Genomic DNA, 25,195 nt, shown 5'->3' with positions numbered 1-25,195 from the left:
AGAAGACAATAAAAAACCCTCAACTTTAAAGTTGAGGGTTTTTTATTGTCTTCTTTTTAAAAATCTAAAATCTATGCATTACAGGGTTTGAGGATTATCCGACATATGCTTTTCACGTAGCTTTTGACGCAATATTTTACCCACATTACTCTTTGGTAACTCGCTTACGAATTCGATATGACGTGGGCATTTATAACCAGTCAAATTGTCCAAAGCAAACTCTTTAATATCACTCTTGGTAACATTGTTATCAGCAGGGACGATATAAATTTTGACTGCTTCGCCTTGGTGGTCATCAGGAATACCGATCACTGCGCAATCAATGATGCCTTTATAATCTAGCATGACTGACTCGATTTCATTTGGGAAGACGTTAAAGCCTGAAACCAAAATCATATCTTTTTTGCGATCAAGTAAAGTGATATAGCCCCGTTCATCCATACTGATGATATCGCCAGTACGGAAGTAACCATCGCTGGTAAAGTCATTGCTATTGTCTTTATTAAAATAGCCTGAGGTAATGTTTGGACCTTTAATGCACATCTCGCCAGCTTGATGTAAGCCGACACGATTACCTTCATCATCAACGACAATGATATCTACGCTAGGGACAGGTATACCAATCGTACCGTTAAATTTGCGATCAGTGATGACGTTAGCCGTACCAGCTGCAACGCCTTCAGTCATACCCCAACCTTCGACCATCGGGCAACCAGTGACTTCTAACCAGCGAGCAGCTGTTTGTTCAGTTGCTGCCATACCACCTGCTTGTGAGATGCGTAGCGAGCTAAAGTCCAAATCTTTAAAGGTTGGTTGATCAAGCAAGCCTTTAAACAAAGTATTCACCGCTGGCAATATATGGAACGGCTGTTTTGACAGCGTTTTAACAAAGCCTGGCATATCGCGTGGGTTAGGAATCAAGATAAAGGTGTAACCTGAGCGCATGCCTAACAGAGTCAGCATAAAGGCAAAAATATGATAAAGCGGTAACGCCATGACCATATTGATATAGACCTCATTAATATCTGAGGTGATAGGGCGGTACCAAGCTTCTGACTGCATCGCAGCGGCGACAACGTTACGCTGAGTCAAAACAGCGCCTTTCGACAAACCAGTTGTTCCACCAGTATATTGCAAAATTGCTTTTTGTTGCAGTGTGGTTTTTGGTGCTTGGATAGGCAAGTTTTTGCCTTTTTTCAACACATCAGGAAACTTGGTCACATCGTATTTAGGATCATTCAGGTTGTATTTAGGCACTAAGCGTTTGACCTGACGGATAACCGTATTGACCAAAATACCCTTTAGCCCCATCATGTCGCCCATTTTTGAGAGGACAATACGCTTGATGTCGGTTTCTTCAATGACTTGTTCAAGTGCTTGAGCAAAGTTATCAACCACAAAAATAACCTGAGCACCAGAATCATTTAATTGATGGCGCAGCTCACGACCAGTGTAAAGTGGGTTAACTGGAGTGCAAACGTAGCCCGCTCGCAAAATACCAATCATCGTTGGCAGATATTGCGGAACGTTTGGCATCATGAGTGCAACCACACTGCCTTTAGGAATGCCTTGCGCTTGTAACCATGCTGCAACGGCAAGTGAGGCTTTATCAACATCATCGTAGGTATGGGTCACGCCCATACAGATACTCATAGGGTGCAGACGAAAGCGCTCAAAGCATTCTTCGTACAGCTCCATGATGCTGCTATATCTATCGGGGTTGATAGTTTTTGGTACACCATTAGGATAATGGGCAAGCCAAGGTTTATTCGGCGTCATAGTCAGCGTCCTTGAAGTTTAAAATAGGGTGAATTCTGTCGTAAAGCAGTCATATCCGTGTCAATAAAACACATCAGCGCTGACGTAAACCGTTTGCCGCTGAGCGTGATAATATCCTTATCTATTGACTGGCTGCTAGGTTTTATTGCTATAGTACAAAACGACTTAATCATTATTAAAGGATAATGAAGTCAATTGAACGAACAGATCGCTTAATCATAAAAGCATTTTTGCTCTTAAATAAGCTCTACCTGTTATCTAACACTAAGGTATCAGAAAATAATGATACATTTAAGCAATACAGTAGCATGAATGCCATCAAATACTATACTAATATGAAATACTGAGCAGTGCATAAATAAAGCTGAAAAATATGATTTTTATGGAATTTCACGTGACTGGATAGTTGTGCTGTTTGTCACTTAAGATACGCTATTCGCCGCTTAAGTAAGTATAGAAATGGATGAGTGAAGCAAAAAAATTATCATAGCCAACATCAATATATCAACTATAGATTTGTCAGCACTCCAACTGAATGCAGTTATGCTCAATTATTCAGGTAATATCAGTTGCTTGTTTTGATTAAAAAAGCGTCGATAAATGAGTAAAGCGCTGATTGTACAGCCGAGCGTACTGCTCACACATATCAAAAACATAGTGACTATCTGATAGCGAATCGCTTGAGTGGGGTCAGCGCCAGCCAATATTTGACCCGTCATCATTCCGGGCAAGCTAACGATACCGACGACTAGCATAGAGTTCAGCGTTGGAGTCATGCCATTGACAATGGCGGCGCGTATTGGTTCATGCACTGCTTCAAATGGGCGAGCAGATAGGCTGAGCATCATCTCTATACGTCCTTGCTGCTCATGAAAGGATTCAATCAACTGGTTGCTGGTCAATGAGATAGCGGTGAGCGAATTGCCCAATATTAGCCCCAATATAGGAATAACGAATTGTGGTGTGTACCAAGGCTGTACTTTTAAAATAACCATGATGGCTATCGCAGTGACTAATATAGCCGAAGCGCTTACCGCCAGCAAAGTGTCAGTTAACAAACCTTTATAGCTACGTTTGACGCGATTTTTGGCAGCAGCGCCTGCAATCAAGGTCATAATGGTCAAAATTAACAGGACTTCATACCACTGTTCACGAGCAAAAATCCATGCCAATATCAAACCGATAAAACTAAGCTGGAGCACCGTGCGGATAGCCGCGATTAACAGCGTTTTGGTCAGCTGTAAGCGTAGCCGCCAAGAGATAATAAGAACGATGATAATTAAGCTGCTGGCAAGGGCAATATCACCGTAAGTTAAAAATACTTGTATGTCATCTGTACCGCTCATAGTGGCTCATTATATAAACTGACGAATATAAGATAGACGTTAATACGAATTTGTTAAGAAAGATCATTTTAAAGAGTGACATGACAGGCTTAACTCAACGTTAGAATATCTCAGTTAATACCCCTGCTTGCATCTGCCAATGCTGATCGGCTAATGGCATGATGTCTTTTGTATCGTGAGTTACCCACAGTAATGTACGCTGACTATCTGCCTGTAACCAGTTCATGAGTAGATTGACGAGCTGGGCTGATGTGTCACTATCTAGGGCCGCAGTAGGCTCATCTAGTAACAACACCCGAGGGTTCAATTGTAAGAGGCGTAACGTGTTGACCAGTTGCCGCTCGCCGCCCGATAGATGATAGATTTCTTGCTGTAAAAAGTCAGCGCGGCGTTGCAATTGCTCAAGCTGTGCGATATGCCAGTCGATATCAAACCTGCGATGCTGATGCGCTTGTAGCTGATAAGGCATTTGCAAGTTCTCAAGCACACTGCCTTCTAATAATTGTGGGTGCTGGGCGAGTAGGGCAACGTGCGTGCGCCACTGTATCGGTGCAGTATCATGGATACTATAATAAGCACTACTGGTTGATTGGTCATCAGAGCGCAAACGAACATTGCCACCGCTCATGGGCAATAGTCCAGCCAATACCCGTAATAATACCGATTTACCACTGCCAGAAGCGCCTGTCAACACGGTTACTTGACCTGCTAACAGCTTGCCTGTGGCGCCATCGATTAATAATCGTTGACGATCAGGTATGATTGGCTGAGAGACAGTGTTTGCTCTTAGTTTGCTGATCCATCTTTGACAAATACTAGATAGCACAGATGTTGTGGCTTCTGTAGCTTCCATATTTTTGTTGTTAATATTGTCATCGCTAACCTTGCTATCATTATAGGCAGGTATGCTGGCTGTGCGTTTACTGTGCACCTGAATACTCTCGAATGTCAGTATCGGCTTAGTACTATGAAGATGCATAAGTCATTATCGCTAATTATTCAGCCACTAATTATTCAGCCACTAATTATTCAGCCACTAATTATTCAGCCACTAATTATTCAGCCACTAATTATCCAGCCACTAATTATTCAGCCACTAATTATTCAGCCACTAATTATCCAGCCACTAATTATCCAACTACTAATTATCCAACTACTAATTATCCAACTACTAAGTATCTAACTACTAAGTATCTAACTACTAAGTATCTAACTACTAAGTATCTAACTACTAAGTATCTAACTACTAAGTATCTAACTACTAAGTATCTAACTACTAAGTATCTAACTACTTAGCATTCATCTGCTCGTGGATCGCTTGCTCAATGGCATCGCGTAAATTTTTTGGGACACGAATAGGGCGCATGGGCGTGGTGCTAGCAACCGCAGTATCGGCTTTATTATGGGATACAGGCTTGGTTTTGACTTGGTTTTGCACACAAGCAATGACGATTTTGCCACTACTTAATAAGCTGCTGCTAGCATTGGCATTGCTATTAGCATTATCGGGAGAAAGGCTGTTTGGGCTGTGACGATGAATGCTTTGGTAGAAGATAATGCTGGCAGGTTTTAACTCAACTTTATCGATACGCACATTGATGACTTCATCTAACAGAATGGCTTTTTTGTATTGCAAGTCTGCTTGACTCACAACAAAATGCTGGATTTCTCCATCGTCAGTCTGCAAAAAATACCCATTCAAATTCAGTTTCCCAAACCAATCACGGCGGCAGTTTTCAAAAAACACCAAATGATTGGCATGGTAGACTATACCGCCCGCATCAGTATGGTTAATATAGACATTATAATTTTTGGTAAACAATGGCGTATATTCGCCGTCTACACTTGCCACTGTATTTGTATTTTTGCTGTTATTTTTTATCATAAAGATGCTCGGTCATTGTTTTAATAAATATTGTTCGATGTTCATGATTCGATGGCCAAAATTTGATAGCAGCCATATTAACCACAACTACTCTAGCTTAAGATATCAGGGCGCGCAACAGTTAGGTCGGTCGACGTCTGTTATGATAGTGGATTATGCATTTTCATAGCCCATTTCTTTATATTAGCACCGTATTTTCATCAATTAGTATAGGATAATTTATGACCCGTTTTGTCAGTTTTAATATCAATGGTATTCGCGCTCGTCAACATCAGCTTGAGGCCGTGCGAGAAGTGATCGATCCTGATGTGATGGGTCTACAGGAAACCAAAGTACATGATGAGCAATTCCCCCTAGAAAACATAGAGAGTCTGGGCTATCACGTAGAGTACTTTGGACAAAAAGCCCATTATGGTGTGGCGCTGCTATCCAAGGTTGCACCTATATTTGTGCAAAAGGGTTTTCCTGGTGAAGATGACGAGGCGCAGAAGCGTTTTATCCATGCCCGCTATGAGTTTGACGGTCGTGAAATTGATGTGCTCAATGGTTATTTTCCACAAGGAGAGAGCCAAGACCATCCGACTAAATTCCCGATGAAGCGCGCTTATTATGCAGATTTGATGGCGTATATCGATACCCTAAAAGCAGAAGGTCGCTCGCTCATAATCATGGGTGATATGAATATTGCCCCAGAAGATACTGATATTGGCATTGGCGACGTCAATGCTAAGCGCTGGTTGAAAAATAGAAAGACCTCATTTTTACCAGAAGAACGCGAGTGGTATGCGGCGCTGATGTCACGCGAGCTGACAGATACCTATCGCTTACATTATCCAGAGAGCACAGAGCTATATAGCTGGTTTGATTATCGCAGCCGTGGGTTCAATGATGAGCCGAAACGTGGCTTGCGTATCGATCATATTTTGTGCAGCTCGGATCTTGTTGAGGCCTGTGTTGATGCTGGGATTAGTTATGAGCTACGGGCGATGGAAAAACCGTCTGATCATGCGCCAATTTGGTCGGCATTTGATTTAAAAAAAGGGTAATATTTATGTAGGTCGCGTTTGATACTTCACCAGCCGTAGCCTCATGGTTGAAGGCTCAACGCACCTCAGTGTTTATCGCATCATCCGTTATAAATAATGATAAAAATTTTACAATAAGGATTGAACCATGGCAGTCGGAAATGTTGCAGTACCTGATATTATTTATCCTATCGAAGGAATCAAGCTAAGCGCCACTGCCGCAGGCGTACGCTATAAAGACCGAGATGATTTAGTAGTGATTGAGATCGCTGATACCGCGACCACTGCGGTTGTGACCACCAAAAACACCTTTTGTGCTGCGCCTGTACGGGTGTTGCGTGAGAATTTTGCCAAGATGAGTCCGCGTTATTTGGTCACTAACACAGGTAATGCTAATGCTGGGACGGGTGCTGATGGCAAACGTCGAGCCGTTGATATCTGTGCCGCTCTGGCGAGTAAGGCTGGCGTGGATAGTAATGCAATATTGCCATTCTCGACTGGTGTCATTGGCGAGCCATTAAATAGCGATGCGGTCATCGCGGGCTTAGATAATGCACTTGCCAATTTGGGGGCTGACAATTGGCTTGCCGCGGCGAATGGTATTCGCACCACAGATACGATTCCGAAGCTCGCTAGCCAAAAAATTGACGTGGCGAGTATTAGCTATCATGTGACAGGTATGTCAAAAGGCTCAGGCATGATACGCCCTAACATGGCGACCATGTTGGGCTATGTGGCAACTGATGCCAATATCGCTGCTGACCTATTACAAGAGATGCTAAGTGCCATTAATGAGCAGTCTTTTAACCGCATCACTGTCGATGGCGACACTTCAACCAATGATTGCTGTGTGTTAATCGCCACGGGTGCTGCCAGCTCAGATATCATTGATAGTCCAGAACATCCGCATTATCAGGCTATATTTTCGGCTTTGACCGAGGTGTTTGTCCGTCTGGCGCAATTAATCGTACGTGATGGCGAGGGTGCTACCAAGTTTATGACCGTCAACGTCACTGGCGGCAAGACCACGCAAGAGTGCTGCGATGTGGCATATGCGGTCGCGCATTCACCTTTGGTCAAAACTGCGTTCTTCGCTAGCGATGCCAACTGGGGTCGTATCTTAGCGGCAGTGGGTTATGCGGGTATCGAAGACTTGGATACGGAACAAGTGGATGTCTATCTAGATGAGGTGATGATTTGCCAGAATGGTGGCGTCGCGCCTAGCTATACAGAAGAAGCGGGCAAAGCAGTCATGAGTCGCCCCGAGATTACCATTCATATTGACCTTGCTCGCGGCGATGCCAGTGACACCGTTTATACTTGTGATTTGTCCTATGACTACGTCAAAATTAATGCGGATTATCGCAGCTAAAAACTATTGATAATTATTAAAAACTAAAATCAATCATTTTTTTGGTCTAGTTATCATCAAGCCAGAGCATGTATTGCTCTGGCTTTTTATTGTGCAAATTAAGTACGTGTCAATAAGTATGTATCAATTTACCCTGTTATTTCATACGTTGCATTAACATCAGTTGCAAAAGCTGACGTTACTTTACAAAGCAGTTATAGAGCAGAAGACGAGTTGCGCTCTATACTGACCTTAGTAAACAAACAATAGACGACATTATTGAGACGTAATAGGTTTATTCGGTAAAGCTAAATCAGGTGAATACTCTTGCTTGGCTCCATATCGACAGTAGCATTACACCCATCGAAAAAATTGACTGATATTTTTAAAATATATTTACCAGTATGATGTGTCCAAAACAATAATCTCAAACCATCAATAATGCATTTATAACAACTAACTGAGGATTTAATAATGAAAAAATTAGTACTTGCAGCAGTAATGACCGCCTTTGCCTTGTCAGGTTGTTCTACCATGGGTATGGATAACGAACGTACTATGGTTGTCGATGGGCAACCTATGAATGTTAAAGTGGTTAACATTCCAAGTTTTGAGATAGAAGTAGCACCACTGAAAGCCGTCTGTGAGCTGTCAACAGCTGAGGGTACTAAGGTTGAAGCAGAATGCCTACAGTATCGCCAGACTTATCAGAAAAACTACACGCCTTTAAACGGCAATATTCAGGGCTTCACTTATGAGCCAAACTATCGTTATATTCTAGATGTTCGCCAAGAAGTCATGATGGATGAAAATACTAACATGGCTAAGCCTGTTTGGATTCTAAACGAAGTGGTTTCAAAAACAGCTGAGTAATTAATCATTGAGTATGTCTAGTTAACGAGCATATTTAACCAAAATAAAAAAGACCTCTAATTCTTCATTAGGGGTCTTTTTTTATTTCAGCAAATACTTGGGAATGTGATGTCAGGACAGGCTATATTAAACAATCGTTATGTTAGCACTGACTGTATTTTACACTGACGCCATGAGTGGCAGTAGGGATACGATTGTCTGCATAAACGGCAAGACCGCCTCGTGAGGTTTCTTTGTATTTATCTAGCATATCCGCACCAGTGACTTTCATGGTTTCAATCACTTTATCTAAAGAGACAAAGTGCTGTCCATTACCGCGGCAAGCAAGTCGTGCCGCATTGACAGCTTTGACGGCGCCCATGGCATTGCGCTCGATACAAGGCACTTGCACTAGACCGCCTACAGGGTCGCATGTTAGACCTAAGTTATGCTCAATACCAATTTCGGCCGCATTAAGGCATTTAGCTGGATCACCGCCCAAGATTTCTGCCAATGCAGAAGCTGCCATGGCACAAGCAGAACCCACTTCACCTTGGCAACCAACTTCAGCGCCAGAGATGGAGGCATTTTGTTTGATTAAACTGCCAATAGCAGTCGCATTTAACAAAAACTTGCGTGCACCATCTTGGCTATAGCTTGATAAAAAGTCACGATAGTAATGCATCACCGCAGGAATAATACCTGCTGCACCGTTGGTGGGGGCAGTGACGACATTTCCGCCATTGGCATTTTCTTCATTGACCGCTAAGGCATATAAATCAATCCAATCCATGGCAGCGAGTTTGTCATTTTTGGTAATGGGTTGGTTCTTCTCGGCGCACAGCTGTAGATGTAATGCTTGGGCACGGCGTTTTACATCCAAGCCTCCAGGCAATATGCCACTGTTTTGACAGCCTCGCGTCACGCAGTCCTGCATTGACTCCCAAATAGAGTCTAAGTAAGCAAAAACTTCTGATTGATTGCGGTAATGACATTCATTTGCCAATACCAATTCACTCACGCTCAAGTGGTGTTGACGACATTGCTCCAGCAATTCTGCGGCGCTGTTAAAGGGGTAAGGAATGGCATCAATGGTCGGCGTGGCGTTATCTTCATCCGGATTGGTGGCATCTTCTTCATTGATAACAAAGCCGCCACCTACCGAATAATAGGTTTGTTGATAATGACTGCCGTCGGTCAATAATGCACGGATAGTCAAGGCATTAGGATGGTAGGGCAAAACGGTTTCGTCATACCAATGAATATCGCGCTCTGTCTCAAAGGCAATAACATGCGTGCCTGCTATATTGAGCTGTTTGTCTGAAAAAATCGGTGACAAATATTGACTGGTCAAACGGGTATCGATCGTACTAGGAGCATGCCCAAGCAGCCCTAACAATATAGCAGTATCGGTTGCATGCCCTTTGCCTGTGGCTGCCAAAGAGCCATAAAGCTCAATTTCAACGCCTGTAATAGCCGTCAGCTCTGTTTGCTTGGTTAATGAGCCCAAAAAAAGATTGGCGGCGACCATGGGTCCTACCGTGTGTGAGCTTGATGGGCCAATACCGATTTTAAATAAATCAAAAACACTAATCATAATAACTTACCAAGTTTTTTAAGTGCACTAACATGTTGTATAGCTGCTTTAGGCACTTTCATTGAGAATATAACAGGCAGCTCTCGCTTATAGCACCGACAAAGGTGTAGAGGAAGCACCGCCCATGGAAGTATTAACGCAAAAGAGGAAAAATGGTGATTGAATAATAACTTTTATTTGTTTTGAAACTCCGCTATCATGCTCGGAGCTAATGGCTATGTAACATCCTGTAAGTTGATTGTCGCTGCAGAGTACACTGAGTCATAAGCGACCATAACCATTTTTTAGTTAAACATATCCGACCACATACATCTACCAAAACATGGTCATCATACCAAATAATACTTTTGGTTTGCCATATTGCAACATAAATGAATGAGTCAGGGCGACATATTATAAATGAAAAGATGCGGATTTTACTCGTTATCGTAATTTCTAGCCACATATTCTTGCCGATTGATGCTCTGATTTAACGCAATTTTTATTTTTCATTTACTGTTGTCTATTATTTTAGCCCAGTTTACATAGGACAAGCGTGTATGCCATCTCAAAAAGACCCTTCCTCGCCTTTAGAAAACAGCGCTCAAGCACCATCTGCTGAACCTGGATTAGAGGCTGCGGCGATCAGTCCTCCGTACAATCCAGACTTTGAAAATGGACGCTGGTTTCCGACATGGCGTCCGTATCAAGGCGATTTAGATCGTGATCCGGTCGTTATCAATGAATATTTGCCACCGTCAAAAAGCGTGCTATTAGGTGTACAGCATACTTTTGCGATGTTTGGTGCGACCGTGCTTGCGCCGCTGTTAATGGGCTTTGATCCCAACTTAGCCATTTTGATGTCAGGTATCTGTACGGTGATGTTTTTTCTGATCACTGGTGGGCGTATGCCGAGCTATTTGGGCTCAAGTTTTGCTTTCATTGGTCCCGTTATCGCTGTGACAGCTTATGCAGGCGCAGGGTTCAATGGTAATTTGAATGTCGCTTTGGGCGGCATCATGGCTTGCGGTATCATTTATGCGTTAATTGGGCTGCTGGTGATGAAAACGGGTACTGGCTGGATTGAGCGTTTGATGCCGCCTATCGTTACTGGTGCTATTGTGATGATTATTGGTCTTAATTTAGCGCCAGTGACCATTCAAGGGGTGTCTGCCAATCAGTTTGATGCTTGGATGGCTACCTTGACCGTATTACTCATCAGTGGTGTGGCTGTCTTTACACGTGGTATGCTGCGTCGTCTGTTATTACTGGTTGGTTTAATATTATCCTATTTTGCCTATTTTATCATGACCAACGTCATGGGTTTTGGCGCAGCGATTGACTTTAGTGGTGTGGCAGCTGCTTCGTGGTTTGGCTTACCTAGTATCCATACGCCTCGCTTTGAGATGAGTGCTATTATTCTGATTGCGCCTGTAGCCTTTATTTTAGTGGCTGAAAACTTAGGGCATTTTAAGGCTGTCGAAGGTATGACCAAAGCTCGTGTAACGCCTTATATGGGTCGAGCATTTTTTGCTGATGGTTTGGCAACCACTTTTTCGGCAGGATTTGGCGGTACTGGTGTGACGACTTATGCTGAAAACATAGGTGTGATGGCGGTGACTAAGGTATATAGCACAACAATATTTGTCGTGGCAGGCGTGGTAGCTATTTTATTGGGGCTATCACCAAAATTTGGTGCCATCATTCAGACGATACCAGCCGCTTTATTGGGCGGTGCGTCCATTGTGGTGTTCGGTTTGATTGCTATTGCAGGCGTCAAAATTTGGATAGACAGTCGTATCGACTTTAGCAAAAACAGTAACCTAATTATCGCGGCTGTGACCGTTATTATGGGTACCGGTAACTTTAGTTTGCATTTAGGCGGCTTTGATTTGGGCGGTATCGGTACGGCGACTTTAGCAGCGATTGTCTTAAATGCGTTATTTAACCAAGGATCTGAAGCGAAAGCCGCTCATCAATCATCGGCTAAGTAATCAGCTTTTATGATGCTTAGGTTTTAAACCTATCAGTTAATGACGGTAACAGCGTATATCACTCCATAAAAAGCGCCCATGCTATTTGGTAGCATGGGCGCTTTTTATGGAGTGGCAACAAGTGCATGATAAAAATGCAGAATAAAAGCTACTTGTAGTCTCGCTTGTAAAATTTTGAGAAAAACCGATAACGTCGTAGGGCGCGCGGCTTAGGTTTCAGTGAACCCAAATAGATTGCAAACATAGTCAGCAGAGCACCGCTCCACTGTAAGCTATTAATCGGTTTGTCCAGCCAGCTATAATCAATGACCAATGCAGCAATGGGTTCTGATAATAATAATAACCCAGTTAACGCCAAAGACAGCTTAGGAATGGAATAGGCAATTAGTCCCCATGCCAAGCATTGCATCACTGTGCCGTAGATAAGCACCCAGCCAATTTCAGACCAAGTATTTGGCAAAATATGACCCATATCAAACACAAACATAGGAATAATCATCGCCAACACACCACCGATACTAATCAGCTGCATCAGCATAAATATGGGTGTGGGTTCAGTATCATGGGTCTTACGGATAAAAGTCATCGATGCCGCTAGCATTGCCCCTGAGACGATACCAGTGATGAACCCCCAAGTGGCAGCGCTGTTATGCGCAAACTCAGGACTGCCTATCATGGCCACACCAAACATGGCTAAAAACAAACTGATAAGCTGCAATATAGATTGGCGTTCGTTAAAATATAAAAACCCAATGGCGGCTAAAAAGAAAATCTGTAGGCTATTCAGTAAAGTCGAGATGCCAGGGCCGACCGCATAAATACTCTCGTGCCAGAGCGCCAGATCTAAGCCTAAAAAGACACCTGATAATAAACCATAAAAAATAGCGCGCCTTGAGCGGGGTAGACGCTGTCCCATGATTTTGGCCAATACAGCGAATACGACACCTGAAATAGCCAAGCGCCAAAATGCCATTGCCCAACCGCCAATATCAACGTGAGCGACAATCAAACTACCCAGACCAAAGATAATACAACCAATGACCAACCCAGTAGAGGCAGAGCGTGAAGAAGCAATCGCCATATAATGTCCTTATATCCATATTATTATTTTATCTTACTGTATCAACGATGACGCCAATGAATACTGACGCTAACACAAGCCGTATTGTCTAGGTTTTGACGCTAAAATGAAATGGTCAAACCATCATTTATGCTTATTGTTTGATTTATTATTGCTGTATCAGGTTTTATCGCGTTATAAATTAGGGATAAAGTCAATGACGCCCTTGAGCTTCGCTCACATAAGAGAACCTCTATAACAATGCGAATATATGGTGGAGACACTCTTACAGGAACGATGTTGGCGTGGATATCACTATTTGTTAATCTAGTGGTTTATAATCTCTGTAGTGGCACAATAAAAAGAGGATAGTTTCTTATTAGTCTTTACCTCAAGTACTTCAATACCATTAGCCTAGGTTCATCTATGTTGCGACGTTCATTATCCCTACAACAACGACCATTGATATCTGGTTTTGCTATCGCCATCTTTGCTAGTACGCTATTTATGGCGCCAAGCGTACAAGCGGCCAGTTGCAAAATTCCAAAAAGTTATTATAAAAACGTGGCTTGTACGGCAAATAGCGGCTATTTTTTGGCGACAAAAGATTTCGGCGCGCCTGTTGCTCTGATTAATAGTAAGGGCAAAAGCGTCGTTGATTTATCACGTTATCAAAAAGTCGATGCCAGTAAGATATCGGCAGGTTTACTGCCTGTACTGCGCAATGGTCATGTCGGTTATCTTAATATGCAAGGTCGTGAAGTAGTGCCTGCGATGTATGATGTGCTTAAAGAAGGACAAGGTTGGGCGCGTCCCGTCTCTAACGGGCGTATCGTGGTAAAGCAGGATGGTAAATATGGGGTCATTACTACTAGTAATAAAACCATCGTGCCGTTTTCGTCCGCGATTAGTGACATTGATGATTACCAAAATGGTGTCGCCCGTGTACGTAAAAATCAAGCAATCAGTTGGATTGATGAAAACGGTAAAACGACCAGTGACCCAAATGGTAGTAACAACGAGCAATCCACGACGCCACGAGCACCTGCCAGCGCTAATGGCAATGCATCCTCATCCAACCAGAAACTTCCCAATCGCTTTACGATGCTACAACCGCGTCAGCAAGATGGCAAATGGGGGTTCATCGATGACAATAATGTGACCATGATTACTTATTCTTTTGATGAAGTACGTCCCTTTGCCGAAGGCTTGGCTGGCGTGCGCATCGATGAGAACTGGGGCTTTGTTAATCTTGGTGGCGAGTTGGTGATTCCTTTTCGCTTTGCCAATAGCGGTGTGTCAGCTGGTGATCTTTATCAAGGCAAACCCGCCTTTACCTTTACTGGTAGTAAAGCGTGGATTGGCAATCTAAAAAACGGCAATAAAATGTGTATCGATAAAGAGGGCACAGGAGTGGGTTGTGATTAAGCGGCGAGTCAAAATCTAAAGACTTACTTGATCTAATGACCTAGGTAAAATATCCAGCATAAAAAAGAGCGTAAACCCTATGAATCAATAGTAGGATTTACGCTCTTTTTTATTACGGATTTTATGATGAGTAAATAGCTATTTTTCTAATAAATGATTGCTGATTAAATCAACCATATAAGGTTGATAGTATTCAGGAATATCATGTGCCATGCCTTCGATTAAATGAAATTTAGCATTCGGAATGGTCTTGGCAACCACGCGACCTTGTGAGGCGGGCAGTAGTCCATCTGCGCTACCATGCAGTACGATAGTCGGTGCTTTGACTTGCTTGCTAAACCGGCTGATAGAGCCTGACGCCAAGATAGCATTGAGCTGTTGTACCGTGCCGAGCGGATGAAAGTTGCGCTGATAACGCAATTTGGCAATTTCACGCACCATCCGTACGTTGACATGCCCAGGCGTACCGACTGTCTTCATAAACCACACGCTATGGCGCACGATATCGCGCTCAGAATGACTTTCAGGGCGGTTGATCAGGGTATATAGCTGCTTAGGTTTTGGTGGTTTTAAAAATGCACGGTTGGTCGTGGTAAACATCAACGCCATACGCTGCACTAAACTTGGATAACGTGCCGCTACGATTTGCGCAATCATGCCGCCCATCGAAGCGCCAATCAGATGGGTTTTGCCCAACTGCAATGCCTTAATCAAACGAACAGTATCTTCTGCCATATCCGTTAAATTATAAGCAACTTGCGTACCTTTATTGGACAACCCGGTTTGCAGGCGCATCATCATTTTTAGCTGACTGATACGCGGTAGTCCATCAATCTGCACTTTAGAAGACAGACCAATATCACGATTATCAAAACGAATGACAAAAAAACCGGCGTCAATAAGGCGCTTGATAAAATTATCTGGCCAAAATATCATCTGTGAGCCAAGTCCCATAATCATGAGCAGTGGTGGATTATTAGGATTGCCACCTGCCTCAACACACAGCTCAATGCCATCGCCGATATCAATCATTGATTGATACAGATGCTTGCTAAGGTCAGAGTCTCGCCATTGGTGCGCGCCAAACTTTTGCCACTCAGGAGTAGGGTAGCCACCTAAGTCTTCTGGTAGGGTTGCCGATGGTTTGATGTCATTCGATGTTGTCATGAAGTGTCCTAATTAGAGGGTCGTCTATTACAGCTCAAGCATCTCAAAATCAAGCTTGCCCACACCGCACTCTGGGCAGGTCCAATCATCAGGGATATCATCCCATTTGGTGCCTGGGGCAATCCCTTCTTCGGGACAGCCGAGTGCTTCATCATATATCCAGCCGCAGACGATACATTCATAACGTTTCATAAATAGTCCTATCGAGCATTATCAGTGTTTATAATCCGTGTTACAGGGTGTTTTTGACGTTCATATTTACAATCACAGCTGTTAGATGAGACTGTAAAAGCGCACATAGTTTAGCATATAACCGTGATTTTCGTCGTTAAGTTTACACTTGTATATTGAGATTGATTGGTTTTTATCAAGGGGTTTAGGTCTTCTGTCTGTCAGTAAGCACCTGTACGCTTATGTGCTCAACTGCGATATTTCTATCAATTATGTTATAATAAGCGCCGCTAAATTCACAGTATTAGCCATCATTTATCGTTGATATATTATTATCTAAATTACATTATCTAAGTCATATAAGCTAAGGGTTACCATGAGCATTAATGCTGCCGCTACATCTAAAAATGTCGAAAATGAGTCGTCTAATAAGCTCAATACGGATCATCCCTTTTGGCAAGTGATTCGCACAGTACCAGACTTCCCGAAAGTCGGCATTGATTTTTATGATATTACGCCGTTACTGCGCAGTCATATTAATGAGGTGATAGATGCATTGCTCGCTGCACTGCCTGAAGGCGTGATGGACGAGGTAGATTGTTTGGGCGCAGTCGAGGCGCGTGGTTTTGTCTTTGCAAGTTTGCTCGCAGGTCGATTGGGCAAAGGGATGATTTTGCTACGTAAACCCGGTAAGCTGCCACCGCCCGTTGCCAATAAAGCGTATGCTCTAGAATATGGTAAAGACACGCTTGAGATGCAAAACAATCTACCGCCTGAGCGCGTGCTATTGGTCGATGATATTTTAGCCACAGGCGGTACTTTAACCACCGCTTATGAGTTGTGTAAATCGGCAGACCATACCGTGGTGGGGGCGTTAGTATTGCTAGGTTTGGTTGATTTGCATGGCGAATTTCCAGTGCCTGTCTATACGGTTTTAAAGGCTTGAAACTGGCAACGCTTAGTGAATAGCGTGAAATGAAGCAATCAAAAAAGCGCGCTGAATGAGTTTAGCGCGCTTTTTTGATTGCCTATATTTGCTTTGTCTTAACGTACGTTACTTGTCTTGCTGGTAAGGTAAGTTTTACACGCCTGTTCTATTAGCATGCGACTAATCGTTTTTGGCTTGGTTATCTTAAAGTCTTTGGTGGTTAATATGGGTTTTTCTGATTGCCAAGATTCTAATACCTTGTTATTGGCATCATAGTTAACGTAAGCGCGTCTATAGTAACTGGCGTCTTTGCAAGAGATGAGCAATTGCTGATCGCTATGATGAATCGCTTTTTCTTTACCTTCCGTATCTACTTTTGTTTCATCTTTTTGTGCAGGGTATGTTCTGCGGATAGATACGGTGATGTTTTCGACACTTTTTTCGTCTATGATATTGATGTCGGAGCTTTCAATAGAGTCCAAGTCTAAGCTAAAAATTGATCCAGTAGGACTTTCTGATATTTTTGACCAGTTCACTGCATGCGTGCTGACTGCTAGAACACCACCCACTAATAACACTGATAGCCGTTTCATAATCAAGCCTTGCTTCTTGTTGTGAGAAGTGAGCCATGATAGCCAACTTACTATTAGCAGGCAAATTTCTTTTATAACCTGCGACTGAGGTTTGTAAAGTGCTGATCATATTCATCACCATTTATAACGCTCGACGCTCATATCAATGACGCATCGCTGCTAACATCTGAGCAAGCTCATCACGAGCACCAATAAAGCCATCGATACCTTTTGGTAATAAATCTTGTGTAACCGTGTCTTGCTGATAGGCGCTACTATATTCCTCTCGCGTTAGACTCACGCGTTTCATGTCGGCTACATCTAATGACATGCTAGGTGACAGTTGCTGTATCACCTCAGTATCCATCGCTGCCAGCGCGTCGATAAGGTCAGGCGCAATGGTCAATAGATCACACCCTGCTAGCGCCAATATCTGTTCAGTCGAGCGAAAGCTTGCGCCCATCACTTGCGTATTATAGTTATGCTGCTTGTAGTATTGATAAATGCGCTTTACAGACTGCACGCCCATATCATCAGAAGCGGGCACGTTTTGACGATTTTGTTGGCGTTTTTGCCAGTCTAAAATACGACCAACGAAAGGCGATATCAAGGTCACGCCTGCATCCGCACAGGCAATTGCCTGATGCTGTCCAAATAACAACGTTAAATTGCAGTGAATATTTTGAGTTTCAAGATAGCGTGCTGCCTCAATACCTTGCCATGTCGCGGCCATCTTAATTAATACGCGATCTGAGTTAACCCCTGCTTTTTGGTAAGCTTCCATAAATGCTAAGGCTTTATCAATCGTCGCCTGAGTGTCATAAGACAAACGAGCATCCACTTCGGTAGAGACGCGGCCTTGGATAAGCTCTAAAATATCACAGCCAACCTGAATGGTCAGCGCGTCAATCACTGCATCTATATTGCCATTATGACGACTCATGGTTTCTGACAGCATGCCTTGGTTGTCAGGATGGAGGAGTGCTTTGGTAATGAGGCTTGGATTGGTGGTCGCATCGATAGGTTTTAAGCGCGCAATGGCGGCAAGGTCACCAGTATCAGCGACAATGGTGGTCATGGTACGAAGCTGTTGTAATGCGCTCATCAGATATCCTTTTTGATCAAAAACAGATTGTGTTCAGTTACGTGGTAATTTTCTACTTTATAGTGCTATTTGCTATGAGTTTTAGACTGTAACATAGTTTTGAGTGGATGTTCCCCCCATAGTTTTGCCGTACATCGCTGCCATATTGCCTCTGTTTGCCAATATTGACGAATTTACGCGCATTTACACATGGGCACTGTCGATAGTTTTTGTTATAGTAGAGCGGGTCAGCGATCTGGCTGCTACATTTGCATGTTGGTGTATGACTAACATGCGGCAATAGTAGACGACAACGCTAGCAGTGCAGGGTGTTTTTGAGAGGCTGCTTGCTATCAAAACCGCGAAAGAGGACACCACCCGACATTAGGGTGGAGGTGAATTTCGCATATCCTGATTTTTGACACAGATACCTTATTAAAATCACATCAAAGCCACTGATATATTGATACAATAATTAAGTATTGTAATATTTCCAACTCACCAAGAGTATTTCATGAAAATCAACAAAGCGTATAAATTTAGGCTTGAGCCTAATGCGGAGCAGGAGATTATTTTAAATAATCTTGTCGGCTCTGCACGTTTTGTTTGGAATCAAATGCTAGCGATCTCATTTGAGATGTTTGCTAAAGATGAGTTTATTAATGCCACCAATCTGGTTAATAAAATTATAGATTTAAAAAGTAATCCTGATTTTAACTTCCTAAAAAGCAGCTCAAACGCTGTGTCTTTACAACAAAAAGTACGTGATCTCGCCTCTGCTTGGTCGCGTTTTTTTGATCCTAAAGTACATGCCAGGTTAAAAGAAAATAAAAAGAAACCCCGTAAACCTAAGTTCTTTAAATTGGCTGATGGCACAGAAATTCAACGACGACCATTGATGCCACAATTTAAGCGCAAATCCGATGGGCGCGACTCAATTCGCTTGGTTCAGTTTGATAAATACTGTCGCATAGAGGGCAATCGAGTCAAACTACCTAATGGCGTGGGCTTGGTGAAGTTTAGGAAATCACAAGACATTATTGGCACAATTAAAAATGTCACCATCAGCAAGAAATCAGGGCACTGGTACGTGTCTTTTGGTACGGAGCGAGAACTGGATCAAAACCCAATTCACCCCTCTACAAGCGCCATAGGGATTGATTTGGGCATCACTAAACTGATTACTACCTCAGAAGGTCAGCACATCAAACCCAAAAACAGCTTTAAAGCCAATCAAATTAAACTGGCCGCATTACAGCGCCAATTAAGTAGAAAAGTCTTATTCAGTCAAAACTGGAAAAAGCAGAATCGTAAGATTCAAAAATTACACCATCATATCGCCAATATTCGCCATGATTACTTGCATAAAATCACCACCGCGATCAGCAAAAACCACGCCATGATTGCTTGTGAGGACTTAAAAGTAGCCAATATGTCGAAATCTGCAAGCGGTACGCTAGAAAGCAAAGGGCGTAACGTCAAAGCCAAGTCAGGATTGAATAAGTCAATCCTAGATCAAGGCTGGGGCATGATGATTGATATGTTGGAATATAAGCAGCACTGGACAGGCGGGCTACTTGTCAAAATAAACCCACAATACACCAGTCAGACCTGCTCCCAATGTCAGCATATTACCAACGAGAATAGACAAACCCAAGCTAAATTTGAATGCGTCAAATGCGGGTATAAAGCAAATGCTGATGTGAATGCAGCTAAAAATATTCTTGCGGCAGGACATGCCGTGTTGTCTGTGGAGGGAGGATGCAGTAAAGGTCGCCCGTTGAAACAGAAAACAAGCGACCTTCGTGAGAAAGTCGCCTAAGAGCATCTGCTTTTAGAATCCCCCACTTGAGCTTGGCGAAAGTGGTGGGAGTGTGTCAACGAATATCATTGCTAGTATGCTTGACACCTCTGACCGTCATTGAGTGCTGATTCAATAATGAGATGACTGGTTGTCGATAATTAGCAATACTTAAAGACTTCAAAGTTAAAAAAGCAGTACCTAACTAGTAAAAACTCAGTAATAATTTTAGAAAAAGGATAGGCGGTAATGAGTGAGCAGTCATCAGAGCAAAACATGGATAAGCTAAATCAAGCCATCGCAGGGGCTAACGATACTGCAACTGAAAAAGCATTTTTGGACGATATTCGCCAAAGTATTGATACAGTAGACTGCGAAATTCAGACACTGATTAATAACCGTGCCAAGTTGGCTCAGCAAGTGGCCGCAGTAAAGAAACAGCACATTGTCAATAACCCAACTGCCGACAATAGCAATCCTATTTTTTATCGTCCTGAGCGTGAAGCGCAAGTGCTAAAAGCGGTGATGGAACGCAACACAGGTCCGATCGCTGATGACAAAATGGCGCGGTTGTTCCGTGAAATCATGTCGGTCTGTCTCGACTTAGAGGCACCGCAGCGCATTGCTTTCTTGGGACCAGTAGGTACTTTTACTCATGCTGCTGCGCTCAAACATTTCGGTAAAGCCGCTGATACCGTACCACTGACCACCATCACTGATGTATTCCGTGAAGTTGAAGCAGGCACAGCGATGTATGGTGTGGTTCCAGTCGAAAACTCGTCTGAGGGTGTGGTTAACCATACGTTAGATGGCTTTTTGTCTTCTACCTTAAAGATAATTGGAGAAGTTGAGCTGCCGATTCATCAGAATTTCTTGGTCGCTGAGCATACCAAACTTGATGGTTTAAGCCGTATTTACTCGCATCAGCAGTCACTAGCGCAGTGTCGTCATTGGCTCGATGTCAATTACCCGAATGTCGAGCGCGTGGCGGTATCGAGCAACGGCGAAGCTGCCCGCCGCTTGAAAAATGAATGGCATTCAGCGGCAATCGCAGGTGATGTGGCTGCTGCAGAATATGGCTTGCATAAGCTATATTCAAATATCGAAGACAACCCGAGCAATACCACGCGATTCCTTATCATCGGTCATGAAGCGATTGCGCCATCAGGTCAGGATAAAACGTCTATCGTCGTATCAGCACATGACAAAGCAGGCGCATTGATCGAGATTTTGAAGCCTTTGTCTTATCATGGCGTGTCGATGACCAGTATCGAAACCCGTCCTGAGCGTCCGAATAAGTGGGCATACGTGTTTTTCATCGATATGAATGGTCATATTGACGATCCAAATGTCAGCGCTGCTATCGCTGATATCCGTCCATTGGTAAAAGATGTGCGTGTTCTAGGTTCTTATCCAAAAGCAGTGCTATAGTCCCTCTACTGTAAAAGAGTCATGGCGTTTACCTCGCGTGAAGCATCACATAATCATCTGCACTCGGTTGCCTTGGTTACCCTTGACTCGCTCTGAAATTGAACCAACGATATAACGCCGAATGGGTCACATCACTTGCCAAAATCATATCTAAGGATAAATCATGCCGTCATCTCATTCAGTAGAGTCAAATTTATCACCGCTTGTACCTGCCTACGATAGTATTTTAGAGCTGGTGCCTTATCAAACGGGCAAGCCGATTGAAGAGTTGACGCGTGAGTATGGCGTCTCAGATGTGGTAAAACTTGCCAGTAATGAAAACCCAAGAGGCTACTCACCGCACGTCACGCTAGCGATTACTGAGCAATTGGGTCAGTTGGCACGTTATCCTGATGGCAACGGTTACTATCTAAAACAAGCGCTGGCTGACTTCAATGATGTCAGTGTGGAGCAGATTACTTTGGGTAATGGCTCTGACGATTTGCTTGATATTTTAGCGCGTAGTTTTGCTGGTGCTGACGATGCTATCGTTTACAGTCAATATGCCTTTATCGTTTATCCAATGTTGGCTAAAATACAAGGGGCGACAGGTATAGAAGTGCCTGCCCATCGCTTTGGTCATGATCTAAAAGCGATGAATCAAGCGGTTCAAGACAACCCCAATACTAAAATAGTATTTATCGCCAATCCTAATAATCCAACTGGCACGCAGCTTGAACCTCAAGAGTTACGAGCATTTATGGCTAGTATACCAAGCTCGGTATTGGTGGTATTAGATGAGGCGTATATCGAATATAGCCCTGAGAGTAATAATCGGGCGTTGTTAGATGAATTTGATAATGTCGTCATCGTGCGCACTTTTTCCAAAGCTTATGGACTGGCGGGTTTACGTGTCGGTTATGCGCTTAGCTCAGTGACTGTCGCAGACTTACTCAACCGAATCCGTCAACCATTTAACGTGAGTAGAGTGGCTTTAGCTGCGGCTGCGGCTGCACTTGCTGACTCAGACTTTATTGAAAAAACTCGTCTGATAAATGATGAGCAAATGCGCTGGTTAGAAAAGCAATTTGACGCGTTAGGGTTGGGTTTTATTAAGTCTCATGCCAACTTTATTATGGTAGAAATAGCCGTTGAGATGGAAGACATTACCGCTGCTTCTATTCATCAAGCATTGCTAGAGCAGGGTGTTATCGTCCGTCCATTAGAGAGCTATGGCTTACCTCATTGGCTGCGTATCACAGTAGGGGTGGCAGAAGAAAATATGCGCCTGATTGATACACTGCGCTCAATCTTGACTGATAGTTGATAATAAGTATGTTAGGTCGTTTTGGATAAGTAAGTAAATAATTTATTAATCATTTTTCTGACGCTAGTTTGTTTAACGAGAAAAGCCGTGAGTCCCCAGCAAAACAATATAAGCAATCAAAACAATAATATGCAGTCTATGAATACTCAGCCGCCGTTATTTAAACAGATTTGTGTGATTGGTCTAGGGCTTATCGGTGCAAGCCTTGCCCAAGCCATTAAAGACAATGGTTTGAGTGAGCGCTTGGTGGCGGTTGATAGACATACACCAAGCATCGACGAAGCCATTCAGCATGGCTTATTAGACGCTGGTAGTGCTGTCTTAAGTGAAGTAGTGTTTGGTAGTGATTTGATTGTTATCGCCGTACCAGTACAAGCGGTGCACGCCGTATTTGTCGATATCAAAGCAGCGATGGATAATGGACAACTTGCCACTGATTGCATCATTACTGATGTTTGTAGCACCAAGGTCAATATCATTGACGCTGCCAAAGCCGTCTTTGGCTCATTGCCTATAGGTCTTGTTCCAGCGCATCCAATTGCGGGTGCAGAGAATTCAGGATATCATGCCAGACGTGCGACATTGTTTGTTAATCATAGTGTCATTATCTGCGAGCTACCAACGACCCATAATAGCGCCATTACCAAGCTTCGGCAGTTATGGGAGGCGGTGGGTGCAAACGTTATGTCAATGGATGCCGAACACCACGATCGCATATTGGCGCACACCAGTCATCTGCCACATCTGCTTGCCTTCAATTTGGTTGAGCAATTGGCGAGCCATGATGACAATTTAGATATGTTTCGTTATGCAGCCGGAGGCTTCCGCGACTTTAGCCGCATCGCTGCCAGTGATCCTAAAATGTGGCACGATATATTTTTTGCCAACGAAAGCGCGATTGTTAGCGCCCTTGATGAGTATGGCGTTTACCTACAGAATATGCGTCAGCTTATCATCGATAAAGATTCAACCGCCCTGATGGGACTTTTGGGCCGCGCGCAAGCCGCACGGCGACATTTTGGCCATATGTTAGCCAGCACCCCTTATACGGATACTTCTGCCATGTCAGCTTCTTATAATATTACTCCTAGCAATACTGTATTGGGCACTATTGCCATTCCTGGTGACAAGTCTATCTCGCATCGCAGCATTATGCTGGGTAGTCTTGCGACAGGCGTGACCAATGTCACTGGATTTTTGGAAGGGGAAGATGCGCTTGCCACCTTGCAAGCATTCCGTGATATGGGCGTGACCATTGAAGGGCCTGATAATGGCAAATTGACTATTCATGGCGTGGGTATGAACGGTCTGAAACCGAGTAAAACACCATTGTATATGGGCAACTCAGGTACTAGCATGCGCCTGCTGGCTGGTATTTTAGCGGCGCAATCATTTGGCAGCGTGTTGACAGGTGATACCAGCCTGAACAAGCGCCCAATGGAGCGTGTGGCCGCACCTTTACGCAAGATGGGCGCAGTCATTCAAAGTACGGGTCATAGTGGTACAGCGCCACTTAGTATCACTGGTCGAGCGACTATCGGTAAGCCATTACAAGGTATCGATTATGAGATGCCTGTGGCTTCTGCGCAGATTAAATCTTGCTTGTTGCTGGCTGGACTTTGGGCAGAAGGCACCACAACCGTTACCCAACCGGAAGTCAGTCGTGACCATACCGAGCGTATGCTTTCAGCTTTTGGTTATCCAGTAACGGTCGATGGCAACCGTATCAGTGTAACCGGTGGCGGGCAACTCACAGGTGGTGATATCGCTGTCCCTGCTGATATATCCTCTGCGGCATTTTTTATGGTCGCTGCTGCGATCAGCCAAAATAGCGAGCTGACCTTGACGCAAGTAGGTATTAATCCGACACGCACGGGTATTATCGATATCTTAAAATTAATGCAAGCAGATATTAGCCTAAGTAATGAGACACATGTGGGCGGCGAACCAGTCGCAGATATCACTATTCGTAGCTCAAACCTAAAAGGTATTGATATCCCAGAATATTTAGTACCATTAGCGATTGATGAATTCCCAGTATTGTTTATTGCTGCTAGCTGTGCGCAAGGTCGTACGGTGTTGACTGGTGCCAAAGAGCTGCGCGTAAAAGAGTCTGATCGTATTGCAGTTATGGCAGAAGGATTACAAACACTGGGTATTGATTGTACAGTGACGGAAGATGGTTTGATTATCGAAGGTAAAGGCATTGAGGGTCAAAATAGCAATATCAATAATAGCCAGCCTGTCTTTGGTGGCGGTCATATTACCTCGCATCATGATCATCGTATTGCCATGAGTTTTGCAATTGCCAGCTTACGTGCATCCAAGCAAATTACTATTGAAGGTGTTGAGACCGTCAATACCAGTTTCCCAGGATTTGCAGAGCTTGCCAATCACATTGGAATGTCTATTAAAGTTGATAATGCTGCGGTTTAATAC

At 43.5% G+C, this 25,195-nt stretch carries 20 protein-coding genes; 10 read left to right on the top strand and 10 right to left on the bottom strand.

The window, feature by feature from the left end; translation table 11 throughout:
• Positions 1 to 78 precede the first annotated feature (78 nt).
• The 4 genes from JFC08_RS12025 to JFC08_RS12010 form a co-directional block, all read right to left on the bottom strand.
• Positions 79 to 1,779: an AMP-binding protein gene (locus JFC08_RS12025; RefSeq protein ID WP_198330869.1), complete on the bottom strand. Its 1,701-nt coding sequence runs from the start codon at positions 1,777 to 1,779 to the stop codon at positions 79 to 81.
• Between the two features lie 551 nt (positions 1,780 to 2,330).
• Complete coding sequence (locus JFC08_RS12020) at positions 2,331 to 3,125, bottom strand: ABC transporter permease (RefSeq protein WP_198330868.1); 795 nt, start codon at positions 3,123 to 3,125, stop codon at positions 2,331 to 2,333.
• Between the two features lie 100 nt (positions 3,126 to 3,225).
• A complete protein-coding gene (locus JFC08_RS12015) occupies positions 3,226 to 4,104 on the bottom strand; it encodes an ABC transporter ATP-binding protein (RefSeq protein WP_198330867.1) in 879 nt (292 codons plus the stop codon).
• Between the two features lie 309 nt (positions 4,105 to 4,413).
• The gene (locus JFC08_RS12010) at positions 4,414 to 5,010 is read right to left on the bottom strand and encodes a hotdog family protein (RefSeq protein WP_198330866.1); all 597 of its coding nucleotides are present in this window, start codon (positions 5,008 to 5,010) and stop codon (positions 4,414 to 4,416) included.
• Between the two features lie 221 nt (positions 5,011 to 5,231).
• On the opposite strand from JFC08_RS12010, the gene xthA reads away from it, so the two are divergent.
• The 3 genes from xthA (at position 5,232) to JFC08_RS11995 (ending at position 8,259) form a co-directional block, all read left to right on the top strand.
• A complete protein-coding gene (gene xthA / locus JFC08_RS12005; protein WP_198330865.1) occupies positions 5,232 to 6,056 on the top strand; it encodes an exodeoxyribonuclease III in 825 nt (274 codons plus the stop codon).
• Positions 6,057 to 6,183: 127 nt separating this feature from the next.
• A complete protein-coding gene (gene argJ, locus JFC08_RS12000; protein WP_198330864.1) occupies positions 6,184 to 7,407 on the top strand; it encodes a bifunctional glutamate N-acetyltransferase/amino-acid acetyltransferase ArgJ in 1,224 nt (407 codons plus the stop codon).
• Positions 7,408 to 7,860: 453 nt separating this feature from the next.
• Complete coding sequence (locus tag JFC08_RS11995; protein WP_087815288.1) at positions 7,861 to 8,259, top strand: DUF4377 domain-containing protein; 399 nt, start codon at positions 7,861 to 7,863, stop codon at positions 8,257 to 8,259.
• A 142-nt stretch (positions 8,260 to 8,401) separates the two neighbouring features.
• Here the strand turns inward: JFC08_RS11995 and JFC08_RS11990 are convergent, their stop codons facing one another.
• On the bottom strand, positions 8,402 to 9,835 hold the full coding sequence (locus JFC08_RS11990) for an L-serine ammonia-lyase (RefSeq protein ID WP_087815291.1): 1,434 nt from the start codon (positions 9,833 to 9,835) through the stop codon (positions 8,402 to 8,404).
• Positions 9,836 to 10,374: 539 nt separating this feature from the next.
• Here JFC08_RS11990 and JFC08_RS11985 point away from each other — a divergent pair.
• Positions 10,375 to 11,808, top strand: coding sequence for a solute carrier family 23 protein (locus JFC08_RS11985; protein WP_198330863.1), 1,434 nt, complete (start codon positions 10,375 to 10,377; stop codon positions 11,806 to 11,808).
• 148 nt (positions 11,809 to 11,956) lie between these two features.
• Here the strand turns inward: JFC08_RS11985 and JFC08_RS11980 are convergent, their stop codons facing one another.
• Entirely contained in the window at positions 11,957 to 12,889 is a 933-nt protein-coding gene (locus JFC08_RS11980) for a DMT family transporter (RefSeq protein WP_055124111.1), read from the bottom strand.
• Between the two features lie 405 nt (positions 12,890 to 13,294).
• On the opposite strand from JFC08_RS11980, the gene JFC08_RS11975 reads away from it, so the two are divergent.
• The gene (locus tag JFC08_RS11975) at positions 13,295 to 14,296 is read left to right on the top strand and encodes a WG repeat-containing protein (protein WP_198330862.1); all 1,002 of its coding nucleotides are present in this window, start codon (positions 13,295 to 13,297) and stop codon (positions 14,294 to 14,296) included.
• 138 nt (positions 14,297 to 14,434) lie between these two features.
• On the opposite strand, the gene JFC08_RS11970 is transcribed toward JFC08_RS11975, so the two are convergent.
• A complete protein-coding gene (locus JFC08_RS11970; RefSeq protein WP_198330861.1) occupies positions 14,435 to 15,463 on the bottom strand; it encodes an alpha/beta fold hydrolase in 1,029 nt (342 codons plus the stop codon).
• Positions 15,464 to 15,490: 27 nt separating this feature from the next.
• Positions 15,491 to 15,655: a rubredoxin gene (locus JFC08_RS11965; RefSeq protein ID WP_011280463.1), complete on the bottom strand. Its 165-nt coding sequence runs from the start codon at positions 15,653 to 15,655 to the stop codon at positions 15,491 to 15,493.
• 355 nt (positions 15,656 to 16,010) lie between these two features.
• Between JFC08_RS11965 and JFC08_RS11960 the strand changes: the two genes are divergently transcribed.
• Positions 16,011 to 16,580, top strand: a complete 570-nt coding sequence (locus tag JFC08_RS11960; protein ID WP_198330860.1) for an adenine phosphoribosyltransferase — start codon at positions 16,011 to 16,013, stop codon at positions 16,578 to 16,580.
• 98 nt (positions 16,581 to 16,678) lie between these two features.
• On the opposite strand, the gene JFC08_RS11955 is transcribed toward JFC08_RS11960, so the two are convergent.
• Positions 16,679 to 17,155 carry a hypothetical protein gene (locus JFC08_RS11955; protein ID WP_198330859.1) on the bottom strand — a complete coding sequence of 159 codons (477 nt, stop codon included), beginning with the start codon at positions 17,153 to 17,155 and terminating at the stop codon, positions 16,679 to 16,681.
• Positions 17,156 to 17,297: 142 nt separating this feature from the next.
• Entirely contained in the window at positions 17,298 to 18,239 is a 942-nt protein-coding gene (locus tag JFC08_RS11950; protein WP_045448278.1) for a transaldolase, read from the bottom strand.
• Positions 18,240 to 18,732: 493 nt separating this feature from the next.
• On the opposite strand from JFC08_RS11950, the gene JFC08_RS11945 reads away from it, so the two are divergent.
• From JFC08_RS11945 to JFC08_RS11930, 4 genes are all read left to right on the top strand, one after another.
• A complete protein-coding gene (locus tag JFC08_RS11945; protein WP_198330858.1) occupies positions 18,733 to 20,040 on the top strand; it encodes an RNA-guided endonuclease InsQ/TnpB family protein in 1,308 nt (435 codons plus the stop codon).
• 228 nt (positions 20,041 to 20,268) lie between these two features.
• A complete protein-coding gene (gene pheA / locus JFC08_RS11940) occupies positions 20,269 to 21,450 on the top strand; it encodes a prephenate dehydratase (RefSeq protein ID WP_198330857.1) in 1,182 nt (393 codons plus the stop codon).
• Positions 21,451 to 21,613: 163 nt separating this feature from the next.
• Positions 21,614 to 22,756, top strand: a complete 1,143-nt coding sequence (gene hisC, locus JFC08_RS11935) for a histidinol-phosphate transaminase (RefSeq protein WP_198330856.1) — start codon at positions 21,614 to 21,616, stop codon at positions 22,754 to 22,756.
• A gap of 129 nt (positions 22,757 to 22,885) precedes the next feature.
• Positions 22,886 to 25,192 (top strand): bifunctional prephenate dehydrogenase/3-phosphoshikimate 1-carboxyvinyltransferase, encoded by a 2,307-nt coding sequence (locus JFC08_RS11930; protein ID WP_414707421.1) that lies wholly within the window; start codon positions 22,886 to 22,888, stop codon positions 25,190 to 25,192.
• Positions 25,193 to 25,195: the final 3 nt, after the last annotated feature.

The sequence above is a fragment of the Psychrobacter cibarius genome, from assembly GCF_016107535.1.
Taxonomy (GTDB): Bacteria; Pseudomonadota; Gammaproteobacteria; order Pseudomonadales; family Moraxellaceae; genus Psychrobacter; species Psychrobacter cibarius.
This window is presented reverse-complemented; position numbering and strand designations above follow the sequence as displayed.

Excerpts from the sequence above, each read along its gene's own strand:
- JFC08_RS11930 (WP_414707421.1), top strand. The coding sequence starts at position 22,886 with ATGCAGTCTATGAATACTCAGCCGCCGTTATTTAAACAGATTTGTGTG.
- JFC08_RS11950 (WP_045448278.1), bottom strand. The coding sequence starts at position 18,239 with ATGAGCGCATTACAACAGCTTCGTACCATGACCACCATTGTCGCTGAT.
- JFC08_RS11980 (WP_055124111.1), bottom strand. The coding sequence starts at position 12,889 with ATGGCGATTGCTTCTTCACGCTCTGCCTCTACTGGGTTGGTCATTGGT.
- JFC08_RS11970 (WP_198330861.1), bottom strand. The coding sequence starts at position 15,463 with ATGACAACATCGAATGACATCAAACCATCGGCAACCCTACCAGAAGAC.
- pheA (WP_198330857.1), top strand. The coding sequence starts at position 20,269 with ATGAGTGAGCAGTCATCAGAGCAAAACATGGATAAGCTAAATCAAGCC.
- JFC08_RS11955 (WP_198330859.1), bottom strand. The coding sequence starts at position 17,155 with ATGAAACGGCTATCAGTGTTATTAGTGGGTGGTGTTCTAGCAGTCAGC.
- JFC08_RS11965 (WP_011280463.1), bottom strand. The coding sequence starts at position 15,655 with ATGAAACGTTATGAATGTATCGTCTGCGGCTGGATATATGATGAAGCA.
- JFC08_RS11990 (WP_087815291.1), bottom strand. The coding sequence starts at position 9,835 with ATGATTAGTGTTTTTGATTTATTTAAAATCGGTATTGGCCCATCAAGC.
- JFC08_RS12025 (WP_198330869.1), bottom strand. The coding sequence starts at position 1,779 with ATGACGCCGAATAAACCTTGGCTTGCCCATTATCCTAATGGTGTACCA.
- JFC08_RS12015 (WP_198330867.1), bottom strand. The coding sequence starts at position 4,104 with ATGCATCTTCATAGTACTAAGCCGATACTGACATTCGAGAGTATTCAG.
- JFC08_RS11995 (WP_087815288.1), top strand. The coding sequence starts at position 7,861 with ATGAAAAAATTAGTACTTGCAGCAGTAATGACCGCCTTTGCCTTGTCA.
- JFC08_RS11975 (WP_198330862.1), top strand. The coding sequence starts at position 13,295 with ATGTTGCGACGTTCATTATCCCTACAACAACGACCATTGATATCTGGT.
- JFC08_RS11945 (WP_198330858.1), top strand. The coding sequence starts at position 18,733 with ATGAAAATCAACAAAGCGTATAAATTTAGGCTTGAGCCTAATGCGGAG.
- JFC08_RS12010 (WP_198330866.1), bottom strand. The coding sequence starts at position 5,010 with ATGATAAAAAATAACAGCAAAAATACAAATACAGTGGCAAGTGTAGAC.
- hisC (WP_198330856.1), top strand. The coding sequence starts at position 21,614 with ATGCCGTCATCTCATTCAGTAGAGTCAAATTTATCACCGCTTGTACCT.
- JFC08_RS12020 (WP_198330868.1), bottom strand. The coding sequence starts at position 3,125 with ATGAGCGGTACAGATGACATACAAGTATTTTTAACTTACGGTGATATT.
- JFC08_RS11960 (WP_198330860.1), top strand. The coding sequence starts at position 16,011 with ATGAGCATTAATGCTGCCGCTACATCTAAAAATGTCGAAAATGAGTCG.
- xthA (WP_198330865.1), top strand. The coding sequence starts at position 5,232 with ATGACCCGTTTTGTCAGTTTTAATATCAATGGTATTCGCGCTCGTCAA.
- argJ (WP_198330864.1), top strand. The coding sequence starts at position 6,184 with ATGGCAGTCGGAAATGTTGCAGTACCTGATATTATTTATCCTATCGAA.
- JFC08_RS11985 (WP_198330863.1), top strand. The coding sequence starts at position 10,375 with ATGCCATCTCAAAAAGACCCTTCCTCGCCTTTAGAAAACAGCGCTCAA.